The organism is Georgenia sunbinii, from assembly GCF_036421875.1.
GTDB classification, from domain to species: domain Bacteria; phylum Actinomycetota; class Actinomycetes; order Actinomycetales; family Actinomycetaceae; genus Georgenia_B; species Georgenia_B sunbinii.
In genome coordinates, this window is record NZ_JAZGOL010000001.1 from 912,442 (window position 1) to 938,501 (window position 26,060).

Sequence of the window (26,060 nt, forward strand, 5' to 3'; positions counted from 1 at the left end):
TGGTCGGTGCGCCCCGGACGCCGCCTATGGACCGGCGAAGGTCAGCCCGTGATCTGCGAGCGCCGCCGTACCACGACGGCCGTCGCCGCGCCGCCGAGGACGAGCAGGATCGCCGCAGCCAGGAGCGGGGCGAGCTCGGCACCGGTGGACGGAAGATCGCCGTCGCCGGCGTCGGTGTCACCCGACGGTGGTGGCGTCGAGGGATCCGTCCCCGGGTCGGTCGGCCCGTCGGTGGGACCGGTTCCCGGGTCGGTCGGATCCTCGGTGGGCCCGTCGGTCGGCTCCTCGGTCGGTGTCTCGGCGGAGTACGCCACCTCGACGAACGGCGTGATCACCGCCTGCCTCGGGCCGAACTCCAGGTAGTCCTGGGTGTTCTTCCACCAGTTCATGCGGTGCTCGTCGACCGAGACAACGCCCCGGTCCAGCTGGACGTTCGAGAGGACCGAGTTGTACTCGATGACGATCTCGTTCTCGCCGTCGACGAGGTACGGGCTGATGTCCGCTTGCGGATCCATCCAGTTCAGGCCGCCGGTGTAGAGGTCGTCGCCGACGAGCGGCACCTGCTGGCCCGTGCCGTCGTCGATGGTGGGTCCGGCGACGCCGCCGACGTCACGCGTCACCTTCGTCGGGTTGGTGCTGACGTGACCGCCGACCTTCTCGCCGTTGATCCAGACCTTCATGCTCGACTCCAGCGTGTCGCCGAAGTCGAGGTAGGCACCACTGGCGGCGTCGGCGTCCCAGTCGAAGGTGGCCTCGTAGTGCCCGGTGCCCGAGACGGCCATGCCCACCTCGGGGATGTTGTTCCAGGTCGTCAGCGTCTCCAGCTCCACGTCGATCGGGATCTCGAGCGTCGACGTCTTGCGGTTGACGGTCGTCAGGCCATCGATCGTCTCCGTACGGACGAGGTCACCGGCGACGTCGTTGGGACGCCACGACTGCACCGTGAGGTCCCAGTCGGTGACGTCATACGCCTCCGGCACCGTGACTGGCTGCGAGAACTGCCTGCCATCGCTCAGCGTCGTCGTCACGTCACCACTCTCGGTGGCGCGCACCGCCACGCCGTCCGGCACCGCGTACGCCGATTCCGCGTCGGTCGAGTCGATGTGGAGCTTCCCCTCGTCGACCTTCTCGAACGCCAGCAGCTCGATGTCGTACTGGTCGACATCGACGGGGACGACGGTCCGGCCGTCCTCCCACCGGTAGTCGGCGAGCTCGACCACTTCGCCCGTCCACGCATCGATGACGTACGGGATGTACTGGCCGTCCATCTCGATGTCGGTCTGGATGTTCGTACCGAACTCGACGTCCCGCACGTCCTCCTTGTGGCTGTACTGGTGGTACTCGTCGTCACCGTAGTTGTAGGCAAAGACGTACCGGTTGCCCGCCTCGTCCTGCCGCGTCTGCGTGAGCAGCTGCAGGTTCTCCTCCGGGTACCCGGCGTACGGGTACACCCCCAGCTCGTGCAGCTTCTCCATGACGTTGTCGTCGTAGCCGCCCGGCTCGGCGCTGAAGTAGCCGGCCTCCGGGGCGTCAAAGACCTCCGCCGTGCGTACCGTCTCGAGCGTCTTCAGCTCGTCGACGATCGCCTGCAGCTCGTCGTCCTCGCCGTCGTTGAAGGGCGTCCGCGAGGCGGCGTCCTCGAGGATGACGACCTTGAGACCCTGCTTCGCCCAGTCGAGGATCCGCTGGGCGCCGTCGACGTCGAGCCAGTCCTGGTACAGAACCAGGGCCTGATAACCGGCGTTCTCGATGGTCTGGGTCTCCGGATCGAAGGAGACGTCGTCGTCGAACAGGAAGTTCGGGCTGAAGTAGTCGTACGTGTACCCGTTGTCCTGCAGCTCGGTGGAGCGGTAGTAGACGCCCTGGTGGGCAAGCTGCCAGTTCATCGCGGCGTTGTCGTCCTCGATTCCGCCACCGAACCGCACCCCTTGGAACCAGTCCTGGTGAACGAAGCCGACGTCGGTGCGAGACTTCCCCGTCTGCAAGAGCTGCTGCACACGGCCAAGGTGCGCATTGAACTCGTCGTAGTCCGCTGCACCCGGGTCGCGACCTCCGAAGTATCGGAAGGCGTTCGCGAATCTAAAGGGATCAAACCCCGGCCACTCATGGTTGCCGTACCCGTAGTCCGCCGCCCACACGTGCCAGATCACCCGCTGGAAGCCGGCCCCGTACGCAGCGTAGGCGTCCCTGAGGTTCATCTGCGCCGTTGCGCTGAACGGTGGCATCTGGGCGCCAGTCTCTGTCGAGAGCACCTTGTTCTCGAGCTTGGCCGCACCCGTCCAGAGGCGGAAGATGTCCACCTGGTTGTACTGGTTGAAGTTCTCGGCCTCGGGGTAGTCGACGTCCATGGCCGGCTCGGAGTTCTCGAACGGCTTGCCGTAGGAGATCTGTGCGCGCGTCTCGATTCCCACGGAGTTCAGCCACTCCTTCAGCGGCTGGAGCATCCGCTCGCGGTACAGCTGGGTCTGGACATCCTGGAAGTCGTTGATGATCTCCTGACGACGGTCCTCGGCGCCGTCCAGCCGGTAGATCCCGGTCTTGTCCACCGAGTGGTACGGGTCGTAGACGTTGGCCTTGACGCCTCGGATGAGGAACAGGTGCGGAGTGATGTCATAGCCCTTGCGCGCCTCGAACTCCTCAGCCATGTCCTCTGCCCAGAAGGTGAACTGGGGCTGCGTGGAGATCGGCCCTTCGAACTCGCTGCCACCGCCGGGGTGGATCTCCAACGAGTCCATGAAGAGCTGGACGTCGCCTTCCGCGATCTTTGCGGCAAGTGCCGGGTCCGCGAGGTAGTGCGCCTCCCAAAACTCCTTGAGAGCCTCCACGCCACGCTCATCGAAGTAGTTCGTCGTGTATGCAGGCTCCACGGACGGGTCCGAGGCTTGGAAGGTGCCCTGCGTCCAGATTCCGAAGACTCGGTACGTCCCGTCGTCGGGCGTGGTCCAGTCCAGGTTCTGAGTCCACGCGTCATCCCCCTGGGCGACGTCGTCGGACAGATCGACAAAGCTGTCCGGTGCAACGACGTCACCCCCGACGATCCGGTACGCGTATGCGGTGACGAGGCTGGCACCGTCATGTTGTGCCTCTGCGTCCGGCGTCGGCAGTGCGGTCAGCCGCTCACCGGCCGCCACGGTGCCGGTGCCGAGCGTGAGGTTCTGCATCGCGGCCTGGCTCGTCGGGTCTAGACCTGGGACGTTCGAGGTGGCCCAGTTCGTCCCGGACGTGAGGTAGACACTCATCCCCAGGTCGAGAAGCTTGTTCATCATGAGGGACCACTTGTGGGCCCACATCTGCGAGCCGTAGGCATAGTCCGCGTCATCAGCCGCCAGATCGTCCTGCATAGCCAGCTCGACCCCTCGGAACCCGGAGTCGTACAGCGCCTGGATCTCCTCGAGCAGCGTCTCGTCGGTATGCGCGGCCTCGCCCAGCCACCAGCGCACGTCGGTGCTGTAGATCCTGTCCGGGTCGATGTACCTGCTCTCCAGCTCCTCCGCGAACGCGGAGGTCGCGGGAGTCCCGGCGGGTACTACGGCGGCGACCGACTCGGCGTTCGCCGCCCCGGTCATCGACGCGCTTGCGATGAGCGCGGTGGCGGTCGCACCGACGAGTGCTCTGCGCCAACGTGAGTTCCTGGACATCTTCTCTCCTTCGAGCAGTGATGTTCGATGAGTTCGGGGCGGTCCGCCCGGGGCGGCCGGCCCCGCGTGCGCCGACAGCTGGATTCCTCCCGTGAAGAATCCAGCTGTCGGCGCAAGGTGGTGGTCAGCTCAGCTTGGCGAGCATCCGCACCTCCTTGCCGGCGTCGGTGGCGGCGGAGCCGGCCGGCGCGTCGGTGTTGGTGTGGCCACCGACCGGGCGGCGGATGCCGAGGGTGTCGGTCCCGTTGCCGTCCCAGTCGCCCACGTACACCTCGTCAGCCAGCCGGCCGAAGGTCACCACCGTGTCTGCGTCCCCGCCACGCAGCGAGTTGTTCACGTGATAGGTCCGCCCCCGCTGGATCGCCAGGGTGTCGGTGCCGCTGCCGTCCCAGTCACCGGCGTGGGTGACATCTTCGGCCCGGCCATAGGTGAACACCGTGTCGGCGTCCCCGCCACGCAGGGAGTTCTTCACGTGGTACGTCGCGTCACGGCGTACCGCGAACGTGTCGGTCCCGTCACCGTTCCAGTCACCGACCAGCACCTCGTCGGTGTCTCGGCCGTAGGTGAACACCGTGTCGGCGTCCCCGCCACGCAGCGAGTTCTTGACGTGGTACTCCGCACCCCGGCGCACCGCCAGGGTGTCGGTGCCGTCGCCGTTCCAGTCACCCACGAGGATGACGTCCCCGGGACGACCGTAGGTGAAGACCACATCAGCGTCGCCACCCTTCTGGGCGTTGGACACGTGGAACACGTTGTCGCGGCGCACCGCGATCGTGTCGGTGCCGTTGCCGTCCCAGTCACCGACGAGGACCTGGTCGGCCCACCGGCCGTACCTGAAGTGCACGTCAGTCGAGGCCCGCCAGGTGTTGGACAGGTGGAACTCCGCGGTCCTGCCGTCCGGGCCGGGCTCCTGCGGCTCCTCTCCCTCAGCGGAGAAGGTGTGGCTCCACTCGTCGTCGGCCCCCTCGGCCAGCACGAAGCCGTCCAGGGCGCGTGCGGTGACCGTCATGCTGCCGGACCCGGGGTGGGTTCCGGCCGGCACGACCTCACCGTTGACGAGGTACTCCACGCCCTCGATGGCCGGGATGGTGAAGGTGTCGTCCTCGGTGCCGTCCACGTCGGTGAACGTCACCGCGGTGGGCGACACCTCGACAGGCTCGTCAGCCGGCACCACGTAACCGTCGTCGATCGTCGCCGTCACGCTGGCGCCGTCGACGTCGAACACGTACCCACCGGCGGCGACGGCGAACACTGCCGTGTCCAGACCGTTGCGCTCGGCCATGCCCTCGAAGGTCACGCCCGGGGTGTCGGTGACGTCGGTGATCGCGGTGTCGGTCGGCAGGTAGAGCGTGGCGGTCGTGTTGGCGGGAACCGTTGCCGCGTACGAGGTGATCTCGCCGTCCGTGGCCTCCCACGCCGACTCGATGACGCCGTAGGTCGACTCCATGCTGCCCTTGACCGAGGTGAAGTCACCACCGGCGATGGGCTGCAGGACAAAGTCCTTGTACCCCTTCCCGCCGTCGCTGGTGATTCCGAGCTGGTACTCGTACATCCAGGCCTGGGAGGCCCCCAGCGCGAAGTGGTTCTGCGAGTTCATCGAGCTCTGGCCCCCGATGCCCAAGCCACGCTCGTAGGCGTTCCACAGCTCCCACATCGACGTCGCACCGAGCGTGACCGGGTAGAGCCAGCTGGTGTACTCGTCGCTGCTGAAGAGCCGGTAGGCCGTCTCGATGTCGCCGTTCCTCGTCAGCGCCGGCAGGATGTTCGGCGTCGCGTTGAAGCCCGTGGTGATGGTGTAGGGCTTGTTGCTCGCCTGGCCACCCGAGAACAGCCCCCTACCAGCCAGCGGGCCGTTCCCGTCGTTGCTCTGGCTCGGGTCCGCGATCAGCTCGGCGAGCCGCATCAGGGCAAACTCCCGGTACGTCATCCCGGCGTGGTCACCGGCCTGGACCGTCATCTCGTCGCTGAACAGGTCGAGTGCCAGCGGCGTGGCGTAGGACGCCTGCGAGTCCTGCAGGGTCCGGCCCGTCAGCAGCTCGGGTCCCGGGGTCGCGTTGAGCGTGTACCCGGTCTCCGGGTCGACGTAGAGCCTGTTGAAGCTCTCCTTGCCGTCCTCGAACCGCTGACGCAGCGTCTCGGCGTACTCCGTCTCACCGACGATGTCCGCCATCTGGGCCGAGACATCCAAGTAGTACAGGTACATCGCCTGATTGACCATGTGGGGCCCGGTGTTGTTGTCCATGCTGATGTGGTCCGCATGCCCCGAGGTCCGGGTCGACAGCCCCGGGTAGTCCGGGTGCACGAGGCCGGCGTCGTGGTGACCCTCGAGCCAGTCCTGGATGGTCGAGAAGTTCTCCCGGATGATCTGCGTGTCGCCGTACTGGGTGTACAGCTGCCACGGCGCCTGGACGACCGCGCCCTCCCAGGTGGGCGATTGCGGGAGCGCGTCCCCCCGGTCACCGGTCAAGCTGATGATCGGCACGGTGTCACCGATGCCCCCGTTGACGCCCTGGGCATCGCGCAGTGCGACCATCCACTGGCGCAGGAACGCCTGGGTGTCGAGCGAGTTGTAGGTCGCCGCACGTGCGTACGCCTGCAGGTCTCCGGTCCATCCCATGCGCTCGTTGCGTGCTGGGGTGTCCGTCGGCAGCGAGAAGAAGTTGCCGAGCTGGCTGCGTTGGACGTTCTCGAAGAACTGGGTTGCCAACGCACCGGTGTAGTTGTCGTCGCTCGTCGTCGCCTCGTACGTGCCCTCGGGCACGTCGATGGAGGCGAGGACAATGCCTTCGACGTTCTCGAGCGGCAGGGGGGTCGTCCGGCCCGGGACGGTGACCTCGATGTACTGGTAGCCACGGAAGGTGAAGTTCGGCGTGATGACCACATCGCGAGTCGCGTCCTGGGCGGATGCCACGTAGACGTCCGTGTTGAGGGCGGCGCGGTAGGTGTCGGACAGGACACGCCCGGCGACGCCGGGACGGTAGCTGCCCTCGGGCCCGTACAGGTCACTGTAGAGAGTGGGGTCGTAGACCCGCGGGTCGAGGCCCGGGAAGATCGTGTTCGGCGAGTCGCTGTTGCCGGGGTAGATGGTTTCCGCGTGGCGGAAGATGACCTCGTCCCCCTGCTGCAGCGTTCCCGCGGGGATCGTGACGCTCGGGACGCCGACCATGTTGGCGCCCATGTCGTAGGTCCAGGTGAGCTCGTCCTCGCTGTGCGTGTCCAGGACGCGCGTCGCGATCAGTCGCTCCGCCTCACGGATCGGCTGGTCCTGACGCGCCACGATCTCGGGGGTGAGCTCGCTCTTCATCGCGATCACGTCCGGAGTCGACCAGCTGGCCAGCAGAGCGGGCTCGTAGCTCGTACTCGCCCAGTTGGTGATGTTCGCTTCCTTGTTGGCGTCGTAGCGAACACCCTGGAAGTTGTCGGCGTAGCGGTTGGGCCCGTCGTTGAAGGACCGCCAGGTGTCCGGGTCGGTGACGACGGTCTCGGTGCTGCCGTCCTCGTAGGTGATGACAAGCTTCGACAGGAGTGCCTCGCTGTCACCGAAGGTGTTGTAGTTGCCCGGCGTGAACGTCATGTGCCCGGTCCAGAAGCCCGGGCCGAGGAGCGCTCCGACGGCGTTGGTACCGTTGGAGAGCATGTCGGTGACGTCGTAGGTGTGGTAGTTCAGCGTCTTGGCGAACGTCGACATCCCGGGGTTGAGGAAGTCCTCGCTCATCCGGTCGCCGTTGATGAACATCTCGTAGGCACCCTGCGCGGTGACGTACATCCGCGCCTTGGCGATGTCCTTGGCCGGGTTGGTACGGAACTCCGTGCGCAGGTGTGTCTGCGCGCCGTAGCTGGGGTCGGCGTACTTCGGCCCGAGCTGCTCGGCAGCGGTCGGGTTGACGCGGATGGCGTTGTCCTCCGCGGTGATGCCCGCGTCCGGCAGCTCGGTGAAGATGCCGTAGTTGGCTTCCGTCGTCGCGTCGAACAGCGTGCGCCTGTCGCTCCGTCCGACGTCGATCATCCGGTAATCGGTGATGGTGACGTCGTCACCGACCTCGTTGACCGAGAAGCCCACCGAGCTCAGGTGCGGGAAGGTGTTGTAGTTGTTCCCCGTGACGAACGAGTGGACCCCGTCCTCGTCGATGGTCGAGTTCGGTGAGACGTTGAGGTTGTTCGTCGCCGCCGGCCGGTTCGGGCTCACGGTCATGGTGTCGGCGTTGAATCCCGTGAGGTTCACGCCGTCGATCGTGTAGGTCATGGCGCTGGCGTTGCCCTGGATGCGCAGGGTGTGCTGCTCGTCCACGTTCTCCGGCGTGAACAGACCCTGCACGGCCTCCTCGCTGCTGTCTGCGAGCCTGACGGACTTGTACGGGTGGACGTTCGGGTCGCCGTCGGCGTCGTCGGTCGCGTGGTAGCCCTTGCGGTAGAGGTTGACGACACCGCCGGTGTTGCTCTCGTCATCTGTCACGCCGGACAGGTCGAGCTCGAAGCGGATGAAGTTCTCGCCTCCCGGCCCGCCGTACACGTTGCGGAAGTCGCTCGTGAACCGGGGGTCGTCCGCGCCGAAGATGAACGAGACGTTGTCACCGCTGTTGATCGTGAAGCCGGTGTTGATGTCGAAGAGCAGGGCGGTCTCGGCGTCGAGCTTGGTCTTCTCGCTGCCGATCCACTGGGCGCCGTCCCAGGCGCCGATCTTGCCGTCCATCAACCCGGTCGAGAAGCTGGAGACGTCGGAGACGAGCGCGGTGCCGCGGTTGTCGGTGATGGTCACCCGCCACCAGTAGTCGGTCTCCGGCCCTAGTTCCCCCGCGTCGCCGGTGCTGCCGTACGCGATGTCGGTCAGCTCGTCGGACTCGACCGTGCCGCTGTCCCAGACGAGCTCATCGAAGCCCGCGTCGGTCGATACCTCAACGCGATAGCTCTGCTGCTTCGCGCCGATGACGTTGGAGTCCATGTCCCAGCTGAAGACCGGCGCAGAATCGTCGATCCCCATGGGAGCGAGCAGATGGTTCACCTCCAGGCCGGCGACCGACAGGTTCGCCTCCCCTGCTGCGGTCGCCGGGACGGACATGCCGCTCCAGATCATTGTCAGTGTCAAGCCCAGCCCGACCAGGGCACTCCGGCTCCGATGTCTTTTCATATCTCCCTCAAATTGTCGTGGCACCGATGCCACGTCTCATCTGGATCACGCGTTGAGTGAGCCCCCCTCAGGACCATCGAGCGTCCGTGCGGCCCCATCGCATCCAGGACAGGTCGTCGATGACCCGTCGTACCTTGAATGCACGTTCCGTGGTGAGTATTGAACCGGTTCACCACCGGCGACTGCCGAGTCGCCCACGAGTGACGAACTGCGTCGACAGCCTGCCCTTGCGGTTTAGTACCAGCGGTGGAATACAGGCGCGCCACAAGGGGGTCCACGTGCAAATAGGTCATACCCGGCACCGAGATTGCCTACCGGGTGACGCAGAATCTGCAAAGGGCGCACTGCCGTCCGATCGTCGCTGAGGGGACCGCTCACTGTTCTCGTCGTGCCGACTGAAACGATTCAATTTATCTTAGCAGGCTGCCCGGTGCAGATCAATACCCTTCGCGGCAGAGTAGGGGCATCCGTCCCGGTCGTGGGAGGCTCGGTTGTGCGAAATGACGAGATGCGCAACTGGGCCCGAAGTCACTCCTACGCCGGCACCCTCATACGGCCGGGCTCGCTCGCGGAGGCGGCGGAGGTCGTGGCCGGCTCCGAGCACGTTCGAGCGGTCGGGACGAGGCACAGCTTCAACGACATCGTCGACTCGGAGCAGACGCTCGTCAGCCTCGACCGGCTGGCCTATCGCCACCCGGGCTTCCGGCACGACACCGGCGACACGGAGGGCTCGGAGGACACCGCCGAGGACGTCGGCAGCGGGGCGGAGCCGGCACTCGACCCGTCGACCGGGCACGTCCACGTCCCGGCGGCGACCCGGTACGCCGACCTCGCGCGCTTCCTCGAGGAGCACGGCCGGACGCTGCCGAACCTCGCGTCACTCCCCCACATCGGGATCGCCGGTGCGATTGCCACCGGCACGCACGGCTCGGGGATCCACAACCCGGGACTCGCGTCGTCCATCGTCGGGCTCGAGCTCATCGCCGCGGACGGCACCGAGCACACCATCGACCGCGAGAGTGACCGCGACATCGTCGACGGCGCGACCGTGTCGCTCGGCGCCCTCGGGCTGGTGCACACCGTCAGGCTCAAGACGGTGCCGGCGTTCGACGTCGCGCAGACGGTCTACGGACCGGTGCCGTTCGAGGCGCTCGCCGACGCGTTCGACGATGTCAGCGGGCTCGGCTACTCGGTGAGCTGCTTCACCACGCTGCGCTCGGACAGCTTCGACACGGTCTGGGTCAAGCGCGTGCAGGAGCCTGGATCCGCCGCGCCCGACACGCTGCTCGGGGCGCCGGCCCTCCGCGACGAGACCCACCCGATCCCCGGCATCGACCCGGTCAACTGCACCGGTCAGCGCGGCGTTCCCGGTCCGGCCGCCGACCGGCTGCCGCACTTCCGGGCCGAGCACCTGCCTAGCGCCGGCGCGGAGATCCAGTGCGAGTACCTGGTGCCCCGGCACCACGCCCGCCGGGCGCTGCGGGCACTGGCCGGTCTGGCAGGTGCGCTCGCGGGGCTGGTCCAGGTGTCGGAGGTGCGGTCGGTCGCCGCCGACCGGGCCTGGCTGAGCCCGATGCGCGACCAGCCGTGCGTGGCGATCCACTTCACCTTCGTTCGCGACGCCGCACGGGTGGCTGCCGTGCTGCCGCTTATCGAGGCAGCGTTCGGCGCGCTCGACGGACGGCCGCACTGGGGCAAGGTGTTCGACGCCGCCCCGGAGCGGGTGCGGGCGCTCTACCCACGGCGGTCGGACTTCCTCGACCTGGCGGGGGGCCTCGACCCCACCCGGAAGTTCAGCAACGCCTTCGTCCGACGCTGGGTGGGCTGAGATGGAGTTCGAGTTCGACGCCGAGCTGTGGCTGTGGGAGGTGCGCACTCAGACGTACACATTCGTGTCGCTGCCGCCCGACGTGGCGGACGAGATTCTCGACGGCGCTGGCCGGTTCGCCCGCGGCTTCGGGTCGGTGCGCGTGGAGGTGACGATCGGCAAGACGGTCTGGCGCACCTCGATCTTCCCGTCGAACAGCGACAAGACCTACGTGCTGCCGATCAAGAAGGCCGTCCGGCAGGCGGAAGGGCTGGACATCGGGGGCACGGCGACGGTGCGGGTGACGCTGGTGGACGTGCCGAACAGCGACTGAGACGGCGAGCCTCGAGGGTCAGAACGGTGGCGGGTCATCAGCGGGGCGCTCGCCGGGCGGCTCCACCATGGTGATGCGGCCGCGGTGGTCGCGCCGGTAGCAGTGCCCGCTGGGAGTCATCCACTCGAAGGTGCCGCCGCCCAGGTGCCGTAGCCGGAACGCTCCGACGGTCTTGGTGATGTGGTCCCGTTCGCAAAGAGCGGCGAGGTTGCCGACGGCGGTGATCCCGCCGTCCTCCCAGGCGACGACGTGGTCGAGGTCGCAGACCTGCGCGGGCGAGGAGCACCCGGGACGCACACAGGTCCGGTCTCGATGCCGCACGAAATCGGCGATGGCGGCCGGGGGCCGGTAGCGGGTGCGCCCGACGTCCAGCAGCTCGCCGCTGAGCGGGTCGGTGACGAGTCGCTGCCAGGTGTCGGCGCTGCCGGCCAACGCCCGTGCGACGTCCGGCGAGATCGGACCGTACCCGTCGAGCTCGGCGACCTCTGCGAGAAGCGGGCCTTCGTCGTCGCCGGTGATATTGAGGTCGAGCGCGCCGGTGATCGCAAGATCGTCGGCATCGTCGTCGAGTGGCACCGGATCTGGGCACAGGCACTCGTGCGGATCTCGGCCGACGGGTGGCGACGTGCCATCACCTGCGTGCGGCAATGGGCCGCCGCATCCCGGTGGGTCGGCACCACCGGCGAGGTGGGCAGAGCACTCCCCTGGGCCTTGGTCTGCTGAATTGAGAAGCCCTGGCGGGATCAGTACCGAGAGCGGGACAGTGACCTTGATCTGCGTACGGCGGCCGCCGATCCCACCGACCGGCATCCGCGGGGTGCGCAAGTAGGAACCGCCGGTCTGGAACGCCACGGCATGGTCGTCGCCGCTGGTCGCGTGGTCCGCGTCGGGAGCCGTCTGGCCGTCGTCGGGAGCCGTCTGGCCGTCGTCAGCGGCCGTCTGCTCGTCGTCAGTGGCGTTCCGGTTGCCGTCGGTGGCCGTTTGATCGTCGTCGGCAGCCGTTTGATCGTCGTCGGCAGCCGTCTGACCATCGTCGGTGCCCGTCTGGCCGTCGTCGGCGGCCGTCTGACCATCGTCGGCGGCCGTCTGGTCGTCGTCGGCGGCCGACGGCGCGTCGGTGCCGGCCGCCGGCGGGTCAGTGACTCCGATGAAGCCGCGATCCAGCGCCGCATGGCCCATCAGTGCCAGAGCATCGGCCCGCAGCTGGTCGAGCGTCCTGGAGTCCCCCGACGCCTTCGCGCTTCGTGCGGCGGCTTCCAGTGCCAGGTCCAGTCCGGCGGCATCGGTCGCCGGCATCACGGCGAACATCGATGCCATCCCGTCCGGCAGCGGTCGGGGATGGTCCACCCGCCTCGTGTCACGGGCACGACGGTGCCGCTGCGTCGCCCGGTGGGGATCGACCGCGATGATCGCTGCCTGCACCGCGCGAGTCAGTTGGGTCTGGCTCTGGTGCGGCGCATCGGGGAGGACGAGCTGCTGGACCTCCCAGGCGACGTCGAACGGTTGATCCGCCAGCAGGCGCACCAGCGTGCAGGCCTTGGGGTAGTCGATCCGTCCCTCCCGCAGTGCCGTCCCGGTGTCCTCGAGCTTCTGCCGGAACGCCCGCGAGTTGGTCACCATGCGCTTGGCGGCGAACCGGGAGAGCCCGAGGCGTGGCGCCAGCTCCTCGGCGGTGACGTTGGTGTTGTAGTCCCCGTCTGGCAGCGGGTGGTGCGGGTTGAGCGCCGGACGCCGCGCAAGCACGCCGGTGAGATCAGTCATCCGTCCCTGCGCCCAGGCCGCGAGCCGGTGGTACCCGGCAACCATCTCCACGAGGTCGTACTCATCGACGGTCCTGGGGTCGATGTCCTCCAACTCGGCCGCCAGCAGTGGCCCAGGGTCGAGCGCCGCGAAGAACTCAGCGGGGCTAGTCGGAAGGACAGGTGACGCCGGGTGAGGAACCGAGGCGGGGCCGTCCTGGTCGGGAGGCTCCAGCGGATCGGACTCGGCCGGGCGCACGCCCAGCGGGTCTGGCGGCAGCGGGCCGGGCTCGGGTCCCTCGGCAAGGAAGTCCTCCAGCCACGGTGGCGGGCCGGCGAAGTCCCTCGCCTCATCACAGAGCCAGGCGCTGCGGTCCGGAGCCACGCGGCGGCCAGGTGAGCCGCCGACCGGGACCTCCGCCGTGAGCGTCATCGCCTCCACCCTCTTCGCGTGCCTTCTCCAAAAGCGTATCGGCGACCTCCGACATTCCCAGCGCCGTGGTTGTGCCGGGCTCTCATCCACCGCCGAACGCGCCGCACCTGGGAGCCGGCCCGGGCGTGAAACTCAGTCCCGCTCGTCCTGCGGTTCGGTCAGCCGGGCCTGGAAGGCTGCCTTCGCCCGCTCCGGCAGCGCCTTCGAGGCGCGTGACATCAGCGTGTTCTTCACGGTGGAACCGACGACGGCGTTGTCCTTGCCGGCCAGCATCGCGGCCACCCCGTCCCGGGCGACGTCCGCCGGGTCGTCCTTGCTGTCGCTCTGGCCCACCCGGGTGTCCTCCATACCCGCGCGGTCGAAGAACTCGGTGTCGGTGGGCCCGGGCATCATCGTGGTGACGGTGACGCCGCTGTCGCGCAGCTCGTACCGGATTGACTCGGCGAAGTTGAGCACGAACGCCTTCGACGCGCTGTAGGTCGCGTAGTACGGACCGGGCAGCATGCTGGTGACCGAGCCGGTGAACAGCAGGCGGCCGCGGCCCGCCGCCACCATCCGGGGCAGCAGCCGCTTGGCCAGGTGAACCACGGCCGTCACGTTCACCCCGATGAGCTCCAGGTCGTCGTCGAGGGCGGTCGTCACGAAGTCACCGCCGACCGCGATGCCGGCGTTGAGCACCAGCACGTCGACGTCCCGCTCCCCGACCGCCTCGACCAGGTCCGCCACGCCGTCGTAGGTGGACAGGTCCGCTTGGAGACTCTGGACGTCGACGTCCGGAACGGGCGGCAGGACGTTGACGATGGCGTCGTCCTCGGCGCAGACCAGTAGGTCGTAGCCCTCCTCGGCCAGCAAGTCGGCGATCTCCCGGCCGATACCGCTCGAGGCACCGGTGATGACGGCGAATGGGCGGTGTGGCTTCGGTTCAGTGGCAGACATGACAGTCCTCCCGGCGCTGGTTGTACGCGTCAACGCTAGGTGCGCCCAGCCCCGGGCGCGCGCGGGCGCCTCGACGTGGCTGCGTCGTTCCGGTGAGATGGGCCCATGGACGACGCCACCCCGCTCAGCGCCACGAGCGACCACCCCGAGTTCCGGCACTCGCCCGAGGACCCGCTCCAGCTGCTCCAGGCGTGGTTCGCCGCCGCCGACCGGCAGGGCGTCCGTGAACCGATGGCAGCCACCCTCGCCACGACGGGACCCGACGGCTCGCCGTCCGCCCGGTTCGTCGCGCTCAAAGACATCAGCGCCGACGGCCTGGTCTTCGCCACCAGCGAGACCAGCCCCAAGGGCCTCGAGATGACGGCCGACCCGCGGGTGGCACTCACCCTGTACTGGAGCGAGACGATGCAGCAGCTGCGCATCAAGGGCGTGGCCGTGATGCTCGACGACGACGCATCGGACCGGCTCTTCGACGTCCGGCCGCGTAGCGCACGAGCAGCGGTGATCGCCGCGCGGCAGAGCGAGCCCCTCGGCTCCGACACCGTCCTCGAGCAGGCGGTCGCGTCGCTGGCCAGCAGCGAGCAGCCGCTGGTGCGCCCGTCGAGCTGGCGTGGCTGGCTGGTGACACCGACCGAGATCGAGTTCTGGCTCGGCGGCCGCGACCGCCTCCACCGCCGGCTGGCGTACACCAGGTCCGGCGAGGGGTGGACGGCCCGCCGGCTGCAGCCCTGACCCGGGCCAAATACGGGTGACACCAGCACCCGCGGACCGGCAGGCTCCCACCCATGAACACCGCCCAGGTCGTGCTGGCCGCGATCACCTGCTCCCTGCTCCTCGTAGCCGCGCTCAGCAAGGTCACCGGTCAGCAGTCGATGCGAGACATGGCCGAGCACTTCGCCATCCACTGGCCGAGGTACCGCGCGATCGGCTACCTCGAGCTCGTCGCGGTGGCGGGCATCGTTCTTGGGCTGTGGTGGTCCTGGATCGGGATCGCGGCGGGGGCCGGGACGGTGCTCCTGCTCGTGGGCGCCGTCGTCGTCCACGCCCGCGTGCGGGACCCGCTGCCCGCGATGGTGCCCGCCCTCGTGACGCTCGCCGCCGCGGCCGGGTACGTCGTCGTGACCGTCGCTTCCTGACGCCGGAAGCGTCAGTAGCCGCTTCAGAGCACGTGATCCGCGATGAGTCGGTTCAAGCCGCGGATGTCCACGCCCCGCGCGAACTCGAGCTTGATGCGTCCCAGGCCGCTGAACCACAGCTCCATCTCAGAGTCCAGGTCGAACGTTCCTGCCGTTTCTACCGAGAATGCCTGGATCCGGCTGTAGGGCAGCGACGTGTAGTCCCGCTTCTTGCCCGTCATCCCCTGCACGTTCAGGGCGATGATCCGCTTGTTGGTGAAGGTGACCGAGTCGCGGATCCCCTTGAACGCCAGGTACATGCTCTCGCCGTCGATGAGAATGCCATCGAGCTCCTTGCCCGCTGAAGCTATGTCCCACGCGCTGAGCTTCATGTAGGTGGCGTTCTGGAAGTCGATCATCGTTTCCTTCTCATGGCAGGTGATTGAGGGTTCGTTGATCGTAGGCGCAAGGTGCGACACGTCCGGGCCCGTTCGGTGGCGCAAGTGAGCGACGGCGCGCCCCGGACCTCATACGAGGCCCGGGGCGCGCTGCTGACACTTAGTCGGTCGCGTAGCTCAGCTCCGCGATCGACGGGTTGTTGCGCGGCGAGGGTGCGCTCGTCTTGCCGCACGCGCTGTCGGGCAGCTGCATCCGCGAGTTCGCCGGGCCGTAGAGCCGCTGGGCCTCGAGCCACGGCTCGGCCGCCTGGCCGTCGAGCAGCAGCGGGATGAGCCCGCGCTCGGCCTGGGCCAGCGGGACCNCGTCTTGCCGCACGCGCTGTCGGGCAGCTGCATCCGCGAGTTCGCCGGGCCGTAGAGCCGCTGGGCCTCGAGCCACGGCTCGGCCGCCTGGCCGTCGAGCAGCAGCGGGATGAGCCCGCGCTCGGCCTGGGCCAGCGGGACCATGTACCCGCGGGCGCGCTCCTGGACCCGCCAGCCGTGCGCCTCGATACGGTCCGCGACCGTCGTCTGGAACCCGGGCGGGCTGTCCTCCCGAACGCCGTGGTACTGCTCCTCGGTGAGCAGGTAGCCACAGACCTGCTCCTCCAGCACCTGGTCCGGGCCCGGGATCTCCGGGTTGGGCGGGCTCTCACCCGGGTGCGGCGCCGGGAACGGCTCGACGGTGTAGGAGCCGCGGAAGACGATCGGCCCCTCGTTGAGTGCCTGGAGCCGCTTGCCCTCTGCGGTCACCTCGGCGATCTCTTCCTGGTTCGCGCGGAAGTAGTCGAGGAACTGCTCGAAGGTGTACAGCGCGGAGTAGGTCTTGCGCTTCCTGCTCTCCGGGGTCTGCGAACCGCCGTCCGCCGGCCGGGTCTCGCCACCCGAGCTGCGCGCCTCGAGGAGGACGCCGACGACGTTCTTCAGTCCCAGCGTGTTGCGCAGGATCGTCTCCTGGCTCTGGCCCACCGTGCTGCCGCCCTCACAGCCGTACGGGCAGAACCACCAGCCGTCCTCCGAGCCGCGCTCGTACAGCCAGTTCTCGACGAGGTCCTTGCTCTGCAGGTGGACCGGCTCGGGAACGTTGAGGTGCCGCGAGAAGAGCACCGGCAGGTCACCGGCCCGGCTGTTGCCGTACTCGTGGCCGTCGAAGGCTGCATCCGGCTGGTAGTCGCGCAGCATCTCGGTGAACCCGAAGGTCTCGGGCTGCCGGAGCAGCGAGAAGTCCCGGTTGAGGTCCTGGCCGTCGGCGTTGCCGCGCTGGTTCATCGCGCGCCCGTCGCCATTGATCGACGGCACGAGCAGCACCGTCGCGTTCGACAGGATGTCGAGGGTGCGCTCGTCCTCACCGAAGGCCAGCTGCCGCGCCATGATCAGGCACGACTCCCGCGACGACGGCTCGTTGCCGTGCACGTTGCAGTTGACCAGCGCGGTCGAGTCGGCGGCGACCTCCTCGGCGGTCGCGGGCGGGTTCGGGTACCCGATGATGAACATGTTGATCGGGCGGTCCTGCAGGGTCCGGCCGATCTCGACGACGCGGACCCGGTCACTGAGCTCGTCGATCTGCGCCGTGTAGGCCTGCTCCTCGACGTCGGTGGTGAACCGCGCAGCCTGGGTCTGCTCCCACCCGGTGCGCAGGTTCTCCCCGGTGACGTCCGGGTCGCCCCACTGCGGCAGTGTCGTGTCGTAGACCGGGTCGGAGAACCCCTCGCCCGCGATACCCACCCGCCAGCGGAACCGGTCGCCCGGGTCGAAGTTGGCGTCGGCAAAGGCGGGGACCTCCTGGTCCACCTGCCGGTTGGGCCGCCAGATCCCGGTGATCAGCGGCTCGCCCACCGGCTCGTCGTTCGCATCGACCTCGGTACGCTCGATCTGGTACTCGTCCACCCCGGCGACCGGTTCCCACCGCAAGGTCGCGAACCCCCGCTGCTGGTCCACCGAGAGCCCGGTGACCTCTGGCAGCTCCTGGGCCAGCGACGGCGGCATCGCCACCAACGAGGCGAGGAGCGCAGCGCCGGCCGCACCTGCCACGAGCAGCCGGCCTCTGCGGGCCGGGATTACTTCACGTACTCCTGATCTTTCGTGCATGCCTTTCGTCCCCCATCTACTCAACGTGCATGGTCAACAAAAGCGTGAGAAGAAGCAGTTCACCTCCTCTCGACCACGCGCGGGCATGACAGGACGACGCCGTCAGCACATTCCCGGACACCGGTCTCCACACCCCCATGCGGATCTCTGAACATGTCACGGGGCATCCAGTGATGTGCAGCCAGATCTCGTCGCCACGTCGCTACGCACAATCGGCTGCTTTGCCTGCACATGAGGCCCCGTAATACCGGACATTAACGATGCCGGCCACCGCCGTCAAGGAAATGACGACACCGGTCCGGGACCCCGCACCACAGATGGCGTGCAGGACCCCGGACCGTTTCAGCGGGTCAGTTCGCGATGGCCGTCGCCGACGGCGTCCGCCTCACCCCCAGCGTGTCCTTGCCGTCGCCGTTCCAGTCGCCGACGAAGACCTCGTCCCCGGCCCTGCCGAAGTGCTGGGAGAAGTCCGCGGCGCCGCCGGCGAGCGAGTTCTTCACGAAGTACTCGTTGCCGCGCCGGACGGCGAAGGTGTCGGTGCCGTTGCCGTCCCAGTCCCCCGCCAGGGTCACGTCGGCCTCACGGCCGTAGCGGAACACCCGGTCGGCGTCCCCGCCACGCATCGCGTTCTTCACGTGGTAGGTGGCGCCGCGACGGATGGCGAAGGTGTCGGTGCCGTTGCCGTCCCAGTCGCCGACCATGACGGCGTCGTCGGCCCGTCCGTAGCTGATGACGTGGTCGGCGTCCCCGCCGCGCAAGGAGTTCTTCACGTGGTACTCCGCTCCCCGGCGCACGGCCAGCGTGTCGGTGCCGTCGCCGTTCCAGTCGCCGACGAGGACGACGTCGTCGGGACGCCCGTAGGTGAACTCGCTCGTCGCGGGGCCACCGCGGGGCGCGTTGCTCACGAGGTACCGGTTGCCCCGGCGCACCGCGATGGTGTCGGTGCCGTCACCGTCCCAGTCGCCGATGAGCACCTCGTCGGTGTGCCGGCCGTACTGGAACACGCGCTCGGGCACGCCGTCCCACCCGTCGTTGAGGAAGAACCCGTACCGCTGCGCAGGTGGGTCCACCGGCTCCGGCTCCAGCGGCGGGATCTCGCCGTCGCCGTCGCGGTCGATGGTGAAGACCTGGGTCGACCAGCTCTCCACGTGCGCAGGGTTGTCCGGGTCGCCCAGCGCACTGAGTGCGCGGACCTCGAGCACGTAGCGCCCGTCGGGCACCGGGCTGCGGCCGCCGTCCGTCGTCGAGCGGGTGCCGTCCCAGGTCCAGGCGCTGAAGTCGGCGGAGTCCCGGCCGACGTACTGCTCGTACCGTGCCACCGCCTGGTTCTGGGCGACGGCGCCCGGCTGGGCACCCGCCCGCATCGCCTCGAACACGTTGAACGTCAGCGACGCCGCCGGGTGCTCCAGGTGCAGGAGCACCGTGGGGACGTCGCCGTCGGCCATCGTGAAGGATGCGCCGTCCCCGGCGACGTCCCAGTCGGCGCCGGCGACGCAGTCCACCTCGATGAGCCGGTCGCACTCGAGCAGCTCCACCAGGGCGGGCAGCTCCAGGTCGCCCAGGTCCGCCAGCAGCGGCAGTGCCTGGTAGTCGCCGGCGAACCCGGCAAAGGGCACGCTCAGCTGTTGGCCGTCGTCGTCCGGGGTGAGGACGATGTAGCCGCCGTACTGCGCCTGCTCCAGGCCCACCGGGGCGATCGAGACCTGGAAGCTCGCGCTCTCCCCCGCCGGCACGATGACGAGGTCGGGCATGACCACGTCGGACTCGCCGCCGAAGAACCCGGGGTTGTCCGGGTCGCCCGCGGTGGCGACGGCGTCGATCGACGACAGCTCATAGGTCACCGTGTCCTCGCCGTTGTTGGTCACCATGAGCGTGCGGGTGACCGGGCCGGCCTCGGACTCGCCCAGCGACAGCTTGCCGGGGCTCACCGACGTCGTCGCGAGGATGGTGTCGTCGATGTCGAGCATCCCGGCCCCCTGACGGTGGACGGGCTCGATCAGCCCCAGGTCGGGGTTCAGCGACCAGACGGCGGGGTCCGCGGAGTTGAGCAGCAGGTCGCGGACGTCGTGCGCCTCGACGTCGGGGCGGGCCTGCAGCAGCAGGGCCACCGCTCCGGCGACGTGCGGGGCCGCCATCGAGGTGCCGGAGACGGTGGCGAACTCGCCCTTCTCCAGCGGGTAGGTGGAGTAGATGTTGCCGCCGGGCGCGCCGATGTCGGGCTTGAGGCTGAGGTCCGCGCCGAGCCCGTAGGAGCTGAAGCTCGAGATCAGGCCGCCGGTCGGGTTCGGCATCGACCCCACCTCGTCGGTCCAGGTGAGCGTCGCCCCGCCGTCGAGCACCGCGGCATCGGCGGCGAGCCCGGACTCCTGGGAGAGGCCGGCGACCGGGATGGTGATCTCCTCGGCGCCCTCGACGGTCGCGCTGAACAGGCCGGGCACGTTGTTGTAGAGCAGCACGGCGGCGGCGCCGGCCTGCTGCGCGGCGAGCGACTTGGCGTAGAAGCTGGCGTCGCAGTCCGGGTGGTCGGCGTGGGCGCCGCGCTCGACGAGCACCGCTTGGCCGGTGAGGTCGGCCTCGATGGGCACGCACACGCGGGCCTCGGCCGATCCGGGCTCCCCGAGCCGCACGAGCGGGAGCGAGCCCTCGGTGGGCGGCTCCGGTGCGCCGGTGGCGGGGATGAACGGGTGCTGCTCACCGTCAATCTCCAGGAGCGTGGCGGTCACCGAGACGTTGTCGTAGGAGGCGACGCCGATGACGTCCTCCCCCACACCGGGTGCCCCGGCCGACCAGGTGCCCTCGACGCCGCTGTTGCCGATGGAGGCGACCATGACCACGCCGGCGTCGACGAGGTTGTCGCTCGCCACCGCCGTCGGGTATTGCGGCCAGCTGGCGAAGGCGGAGCCGATGCTCTGGTTGACGACGTCCATGCCGTCGGCCAGTGCCCGCTCCATGGCGGCGACCATGATGTCGGCCTCGGTGGAACCGTCACAGCCGAACACCCGGTACGCACCGAGCTCCACGCCCGGAGCCGCGCCGCGGACACCGCCGGCCAGCACGTCACCCTGCGCTCCGACGATGCCGGCAACGTGGGTGCCGTGGCCGTTGCAGTCGTCCGGGTCAGGGTCGGGCATCGGCACCGGCTGGTAGCCGGCGCTCTCCGGGTCGGCGTTGTAGTCGTCACCGACGAAGTCCCAGCCAGCCACCACCTTCTCGGTGGGGAAGCCCGTCTCGCCGTCGACGCCGGAACCGCCGAGGTCCGGGTGGTCGTAGTCGACGCCGGTGTCGATGACGCCGACGCGAATCCCCTCGCCGTCGAACCCGAGCTCGCTCTGGGCGATGTCCGCACCGGTCATCGACAGCGCGCTGACGAGCTCGGGGACGTTGGCGGGCCGATCGGGCGCCTGGACGGGCAGCACCGGGTAGACGGCCCGCACCTGCGGCAGGTCGCTGACGATCTCGACGGCGTCCTCGTCCATCGTTGCCGACAGCCCGCTCCACAGCGTGCTGAAGGTCTGGCGCACGTCGAGCTCGGCGCCCGCGGACTGCGCCTCGGCGACGAAGTCCCGCTGCGCCCGCTGGATGGTCGCGGTGCTGCCACCCCGGGTGGTGGGCCGAGGCGCGAGCTCGACGAACCACGCGCCGGTCGGTGACGAGGCGAACTCGCTGGTGAGCTCGGTGGCGGCGGCCGGTGTCTCGACGCCGAGGTCCGCTGCGGTGCCGAGGAAGTCGACTCCGGCGTCGGTGGCGGCCGTCGCGATGGAGGACGTGAGCGCCATGATGAGCGCTCCTGCCGTCCCTACGCTGACGCCGACGCGTGCGCGCTGTTTCGCGCTGCGGGGCATGCGGCTTGGTCGTGTCACGTGTTCCCCCCTTGATGTCAGACAGGGGGTACCCCGTTGATGCCCCCTCCAGCACCGTAGGGAAGTGAGGTGACTCACAGGGTCGACGGGCGCCGGATCAGGTCACGGAACTGTAACGATTCGGCACTGTCTACTGTTGTGCGAGCTACCGACGCAGCGCGAGGTACTGGTGCGCATGGGCGATGGCCATCCCGCCCTCCCCCACCCCGGCTGCCACGCGCTTGACCGAGCCGGAGCGGACGTCGCCCACGGCGAAGATGCCCGGCTCACTCGTCTCGAGCGCGAACGGGCGGCGATCGGCGGTCCACTCCGGGGCGACGTCGGGACCGGTGCGGACGAAGCCGTTGACGTCGCGCACCACCGACGGCGGGAGCCAGTCAGTGACGGCGTTGGCGCCGATCATCACGAACACCTCGGTGAGGGCACGGCGCGACGTACGACCGGTGGCAGCGTCGTGCACGTCGACCGCCTCGAGATCGGTGGCGCCGTGCAGACCGACGACCTCGCTGCGCGTCTCGACCGCGATGGTGCTGTTCGCGGCGATCTGGTCGATGAGGTACTGCGACATGCTCGCGGCGAGCGAGGGCCCGCGGACGAGCATCGTCACGCTCCGGGCGTGCCGGGCGAAGAAGACCGCAGCCTGACCGGCCGAGTTGCCCGCACCGACGATGCAGATGTCCCGGCCCCGGGTCAAGCCGGCATCGCTGCGGGCGGCGCCGTAGTAGACACCCTTGCCCCGGTAGTGGTCGACGCCCGGGAGGGCGAGCTTGCGCCACTCCACCCCGGTGGCGACGACGACGAGCGCGGCCCGCAGCACGTCACCGCCGTCGAGGACGACGTCGTGGCCGCCGGGTCGGACCTCGGTCACCGATCGCGTGACGACGATCTCCGCCCCGAGGCGGCGGGCCTGCTTGAGCGCTCGGCTGGCGAGCTCGTCACCGGAGACCCCGTAGGGGAAGCCGGTGTAGTTCTCGATGCGGCTGGAGGTCCCGGCCTGACCACCGGGCGCGAGGCTCTCGACGACGATGGTGCGCAGCCCCTCGGCGGCACCGTTGACCGCGGCGGTGAGACCTGCCGGGCCCGCCCCCAGGATGACGACGTCGTACTCCGTGGCCGCGGGGTGGACGCCGAGCCCCACCGCGGTCGCGATCTCGCGCATGGTGGGGTCGACGAGCCGGCGCCCGTCGCGCAGCTCGAGCACGGGGCCGGCGGTCGGGGTCGCCTCCGGGGCGACCCGCTCGAACGGGACCTCGTTCCGGGTGAGGAACGTGGCGATCTCCCGCACCCGGCGGTCGACTCGTGGGCCGATCAGGCGCGCCTCGGCCTCGGGCGTCGCTGCGGCCCAGTGCTGCAGGTCAGTGAGGTAGCCACGGGCGACCCCGCCGACATGTGCCGCGACCGACGGGGCCAGCGCGGCGAGGCTGTGGTACTCGCTCACGCCCAGCCGCAAGATCCGCGAGGGCTCCGTCGCACGGCCGCTGGCGGGGAACTTCGTGCTCAGAGTCATCGGCACCTCACCGAAGAGCATGCCCGGGGTGCGTACGCCGATGACCCGCTCGTCACCGTTGACGACCTTGGTGATTTCGACACGGCCCTCGATGACGACGAACAGCGAGCGCTCGTCGCCCTCGTGCGCGAAGTACTCCCCAGCCACCAGCCGGATGTCCTCGACGGCGCTGACGACATAGTCGAGGGTGGCCGGGGGCAGCGCGGAGAACAGCGGAACCCCGCGCAGCGCGTCCGGGGTGATCACGCCGCGAGCCAAGCGTGGGCAGTCCTCATGTGTGGTGATCCTGGCACGGCCGTGCGGTCACCGAACACGGAACGGTGCCGCGATTCTCCTCGCCCGCGTCTCAGACCTCACGCCGCCGCTGGTGCCAGCGCTACAGCACGACGCGGCTAGCATGACGCCGACCCCTGACCCCGGAGCACGCCGTCATGACCAGCCCGTACGACGCCGTCGACTGGACCATGCCTCCCATGGGCCTCGACACCATCTCTGCTGACCTCCGCTCGCTCCGCGCCGCTGCCGGCGACCCTTCCTACACGGAGATCGGGCGGCGCATCGCCGAGCGCCGTGCGGCCCGCGGAGTGCCCGAGCACGAACGGCGGATGCCGCGCAGCACGCTGTACGACTGCTTCCGCGACGGCCGGCGCCGGATGAGCTCCGACACGGTCACCGAGATCGCCCTCGCACTCGGCCTGCCGGCTGAGCTCCGGCCACGATGGGCCGCCCGGCTGCGCCTGGCCCGCTCCGCCCAGGACAGTGCCGCCGTCGCCGCGGTGCGGGACGACGTGCCCTCACCGGTCCCCTACTTCGCGGGCCGCGTCGACGAGCTCAGCGCCCTCACGGAGATCGCTGCACGATCCGGTGCGGGGTGGATCTCGGGGATGGCCGGAGCCGGTAAGACCCAGCTCGCCCTGCGCCTGGCCGAGCGCCTCGCGGTGGACACGGCGCACGCGATGTTCCTCGACCTGCGCGGACAGCACGCCGAGTCCCCGCCCGTGGCGGCCACCGCCGCCCAGCGCGCCATCCTGCGCCGCCTCGACGTCGAGGACACCGACGACGGCGCCGACCGCCGCACCCGGATGCTGCAGGCGCTGCGAGGCTCGGGCCGGGTCCTCGTGCTCGACGACGCCGCGGGGCCCGGCCAGGTCGCCGCGATCCTCGGCGACGCCCCTGCCATCCCCGTCGTCGTCACGAGCCGGGCGCCGGCCCCCACAGGGTGGACCCACGTGCCGCTGCGCGGGCTGAGCGAGCCAGAGATCGCCGAGCTGCTGGCGACGGTCAGCCCGGAGGGGGCAGCACCGACCGATCGGGACGCGACCCGGCTGGTGCAGGTCACCGGCGGTCTCCCGTTGGCGATCGCCCTGCTCAGCGGCCGCCTCTCCTCCCACCCGGACTGGACGCTCGAGGAGCACATCGACCTGCTCGCCCAGCGACTGGCCTCCGCACGCGTCGACGACGAGCTGCGCGCCGAGCTCGACCTCTCCTACGCCGACCTCCCGGCCCCCGCCGCACGCCTGCTGCGCGCCTTCGCCGACCTCCCGGTGGCCGAGCTGGACCCCGGCGCCGCAGCCGCCCTCCTCGAGTCCACCCCGGAGCGCGCCACCGAGGTCATCTCCGAGCTGGCCGACGCGAGCCTCGCGGTCCGCCGGGGCTCCGGCCGCATCGCCCTGCACTCCCTCGTGCGCGCCTACGCCCGCGAGCGCGCCGAGGACACCGAACCACCACGGGTCCGGGCGGCGAGCTTCGCGCGCATCGGGCAGTTCCTCGCCACCCGCGTGTGGAGCGCCTATGCGACCATCGCTCGGGCCATGGAGGATACGCCCCGCCGCACCACCTTCAGCTACCCCGACCTCGAGTGGCCCTCCGACGAGGCGGACGCGTGGCTGCGCGCCCAGCTGCCCTCCCTGCTCGCGCTCGCCCACGCGGCGCCCGACCGTGGCCACCCGCAGCTGCTGTTTCGCTTCTCCGAGGGCTTGAGCTGGTGGCTCAACCTCACCGGCCACCTGCCCGACGCCCTGCGCCTGCACGAGGCCGCCGCCGACCTCGCCGCCGAGGTGGGCGACGCCGATGCGCTCGCGATGGCCAGCCTCGACGCCGGGCAGCTCCTCGTCAGCAGCGCCGACCCGGACGCGGCACAGGAGCACTTCACCCGCGCCACCCGGCTGGTGGCCGACGCCGGTCAGCTGTCCGACCCTGGGCTCGCCGGCGTCATCGCCAACATGTCCGCCGTCATCGACTACCGCCGTGGCCGCATCCCCGAGGCCTGCGCCAGCCTGCGCCGCGCCATCGCCGTCCACGAGGACCGTGCCGAGCACGTGCGCCTCATGTCCGCTCTGGTCAACCTCGGCGTCGCGCTCCACACCGTCGGCGACTTCGCTGCCGAGCGCGAGGCGATCGAGCGTGCGCTGACGATCGCCCGGACGCACGGGCACGGCCTGTTCGAGGCGAATGCCCTCGTCAACCGCGCCGAGCTGCACCTGGAGACCGGCACCACGGAGCAGACCGTGACGGACGCGGACGACGGCGTCCGGCTCGCCCACCGCCTCGGCGTGCCGTTCCTCGTCGCCTCCGGGGAAGCCACCGCCGCCGAAGCGCTGCGCCGTCGGGGAGATCTCGACGACGCTGCCGAGCGCATCGAGCGGGCGATGGCTGCCGCCCGGCAGACCGGGTCGGGCATCACCATGAGCGGCGTGCTGCTCGCCGCCGCCGCCGTCGCTGCCGACCGGCGCCAGCCCGACGTCGCGCACACGCACCTCGACGAGGCCGAGCCGATGCTCGCCGAGGACGGCGACCACGTGCTGCGCGGCCGGCTGTGGCAGCTGCGGGCAGAGCTGAGCACGGGTCTGGAGAGCGAGCGGCACCTGGCCGAAGCCCGTCGTCACTTCGCGCGTACCGGGTCGTTCCACGCCGTCGCCGTCGCCTGAGCCCCGTCCGGGATTGTCCGGATTAGGTGTCCGGCCGGCGGTCCGCCGTCATGGTGTGGCCGGGGTGTGCTGCCCGTGCCCGCGCACGGCAGCGCCCCGTCGGACCACACCACC

13 protein-coding genes are annotated in these 26,060 nt (G+C 69.5%); 5 read left to right on the forward strand and 8 right to left on the reverse strand.

Features of this window, described 5'->3' with window-relative positions; genetic code table 11:
• Window positions 1-41: 41 nt before the first annotated feature.
• A complete protein-coding gene (locus V2J52_RS04270) occupies window positions 42-3,638 on the reverse strand; it encodes a glycosyl hydrolase (protein WP_331226415.1) in 3,597 nt (1,198 codons plus the stop codon).
• A 124-nt stretch (window positions 3,639-3,762) separates the two neighbouring features.
• Window positions 3,763-8,694, reverse strand: coding sequence for a family 78 glycoside hydrolase catalytic domain (locus tag V2J52_RS04275; protein ID WP_331226416.1), 4,932 nt, complete (start codon window positions 8,692-8,694; stop codon window positions 3,763-3,765).
• 562 nt (window positions 8,695-9,256) lie between these two features.
• Between V2J52_RS04275 and V2J52_RS04280 the strand changes: the two genes are divergently transcribed.
• Together V2J52_RS04280 and V2J52_RS04285 are read left to right on the forward strand one after the other, a co-directional pair.
• Complete coding sequence (locus V2J52_RS04280) at window positions 9,257-10,591, forward strand: D-arabinono-1,4-lactone oxidase (protein ID WP_331226417.1); 1,335 nt, start codon at window positions 9,257-9,259, stop codon at window positions 10,589-10,591.
• A 1-nt stretch (window position 10,592) separates the two neighbouring features.
• On the forward strand, window positions 10,593-10,904 hold the full coding sequence (locus V2J52_RS04285; protein WP_331226418.1) for a DUF1905 domain-containing protein: 312 nt from the start codon (window positions 10,593-10,595) through the stop codon (window positions 10,902-10,904).
• 18 nt (window positions 10,905-10,922) lie between these two features.
• Here the strand turns inward: V2J52_RS04285 and V2J52_RS04290 are convergent, their stop codons facing one another.
• Both V2J52_RS04290 and V2J52_RS04295 read right to left on the reverse strand, forming a co-directional pair.
• Window positions 10,923-13,076 carry an HNH endonuclease signature motif containing protein gene (locus V2J52_RS04290; RefSeq protein WP_331226419.1) on the reverse strand — a complete coding sequence of 718 codons (2,154 nt, stop codon included), beginning with the start codon at window positions 13,074-13,076 and terminating at the stop codon, window positions 10,923-10,925.
• Between the two features lie 132 nt (window positions 13,077-13,208).
• Window positions 13,209-14,012, reverse strand: a complete 804-nt coding sequence (locus tag V2J52_RS04295) for an SDR family NAD(P)-dependent oxidoreductase (RefSeq protein WP_331226420.1) — start codon at window positions 14,010-14,012, stop codon at window positions 13,209-13,211.
• A 105-nt stretch (window positions 14,013-14,117) separates the two neighbouring features.
• Between V2J52_RS04295 and V2J52_RS04300 the strand changes: the two genes are divergently transcribed.
• On the forward strand, window positions 14,118-14,744 hold the full coding sequence (locus V2J52_RS04300) for a pyridoxine/pyridoxamine 5'-phosphate oxidase (protein WP_331226422.1): 627 nt from the start codon (window positions 14,118-14,120) through the stop codon (window positions 14,742-14,744).
• A 53-nt stretch (window positions 14,745-14,797) separates the two neighbouring features.
• Complete coding sequence (locus V2J52_RS04305) at window positions 14,798-15,148, forward strand: DoxX family protein (RefSeq protein WP_331226423.1); 351 nt, start codon at window positions 14,798-14,800, stop codon at window positions 15,146-15,148.
• 23 nt (window positions 15,149-15,171) lie between these two features.
• On the opposite strand, the gene V2J52_RS04310 is transcribed toward V2J52_RS04305, so the two are convergent.
• The 4 genes from V2J52_RS04310 to V2J52_RS04325 all read right to left on the reverse strand — a co-directional run bounded on the left by V2J52_RS04310 (window position 15,172) and on the right by V2J52_RS04325 (window position 23,265).
• On the reverse strand, window positions 15,172-15,546 hold the full coding sequence (locus tag V2J52_RS04310) for a PH domain-containing protein (protein WP_331226424.1): 375 nt from the start codon (window positions 15,544-15,546) through the stop codon (window positions 15,172-15,174).
• A 156-nt stretch (window positions 15,547-15,702) separates the two neighbouring features.
• Window positions 15,703-17,652, reverse strand: a complete 1,950-nt coding sequence (locus V2J52_RS04315; protein ID WP_331226425.1) for a M14 family zinc carboxypeptidase — start codon at window positions 17,650-17,652, stop codon at window positions 15,703-15,705.
• Between the two features lie 350 nt (window positions 17,653-18,002).
• Window positions 18,003-21,428 carry a S8 family serine peptidase gene (locus V2J52_RS04320; RefSeq protein ID WP_331226426.1) on the reverse strand — a complete coding sequence of 1,142 codons (3,426 nt, stop codon included), beginning with the start codon at window positions 21,426-21,428 and terminating at the stop codon, window positions 18,003-18,005.
• Window positions 21,429-21,657: 229 nt separating this feature from the next.
• Window positions 21,658-23,265, reverse strand: coding sequence for an FAD-dependent oxidoreductase (locus tag V2J52_RS04325; protein WP_331226427.1), 1,608 nt, complete (start codon window positions 23,263-23,265; stop codon window positions 21,658-21,660).
• Window positions 23,266-23,450: 185 nt separating this feature from the next.
• Here V2J52_RS04325 and V2J52_RS04330 point away from each other — a divergent pair, with 185 nt between their 5' ends.
• The gene (locus V2J52_RS04330) at window positions 23,451-25,946 is read left to right on the forward strand and encodes a tetratricopeptide repeat protein (RefSeq protein ID WP_331226428.1); all 2,496 of its coding nucleotides are present in this window, start codon (window positions 23,451-23,453) and stop codon (window positions 25,944-25,946) included.
• The last annotated feature ends 114 nt before the right edge of the window (window positions 25,947-26,060 follow it).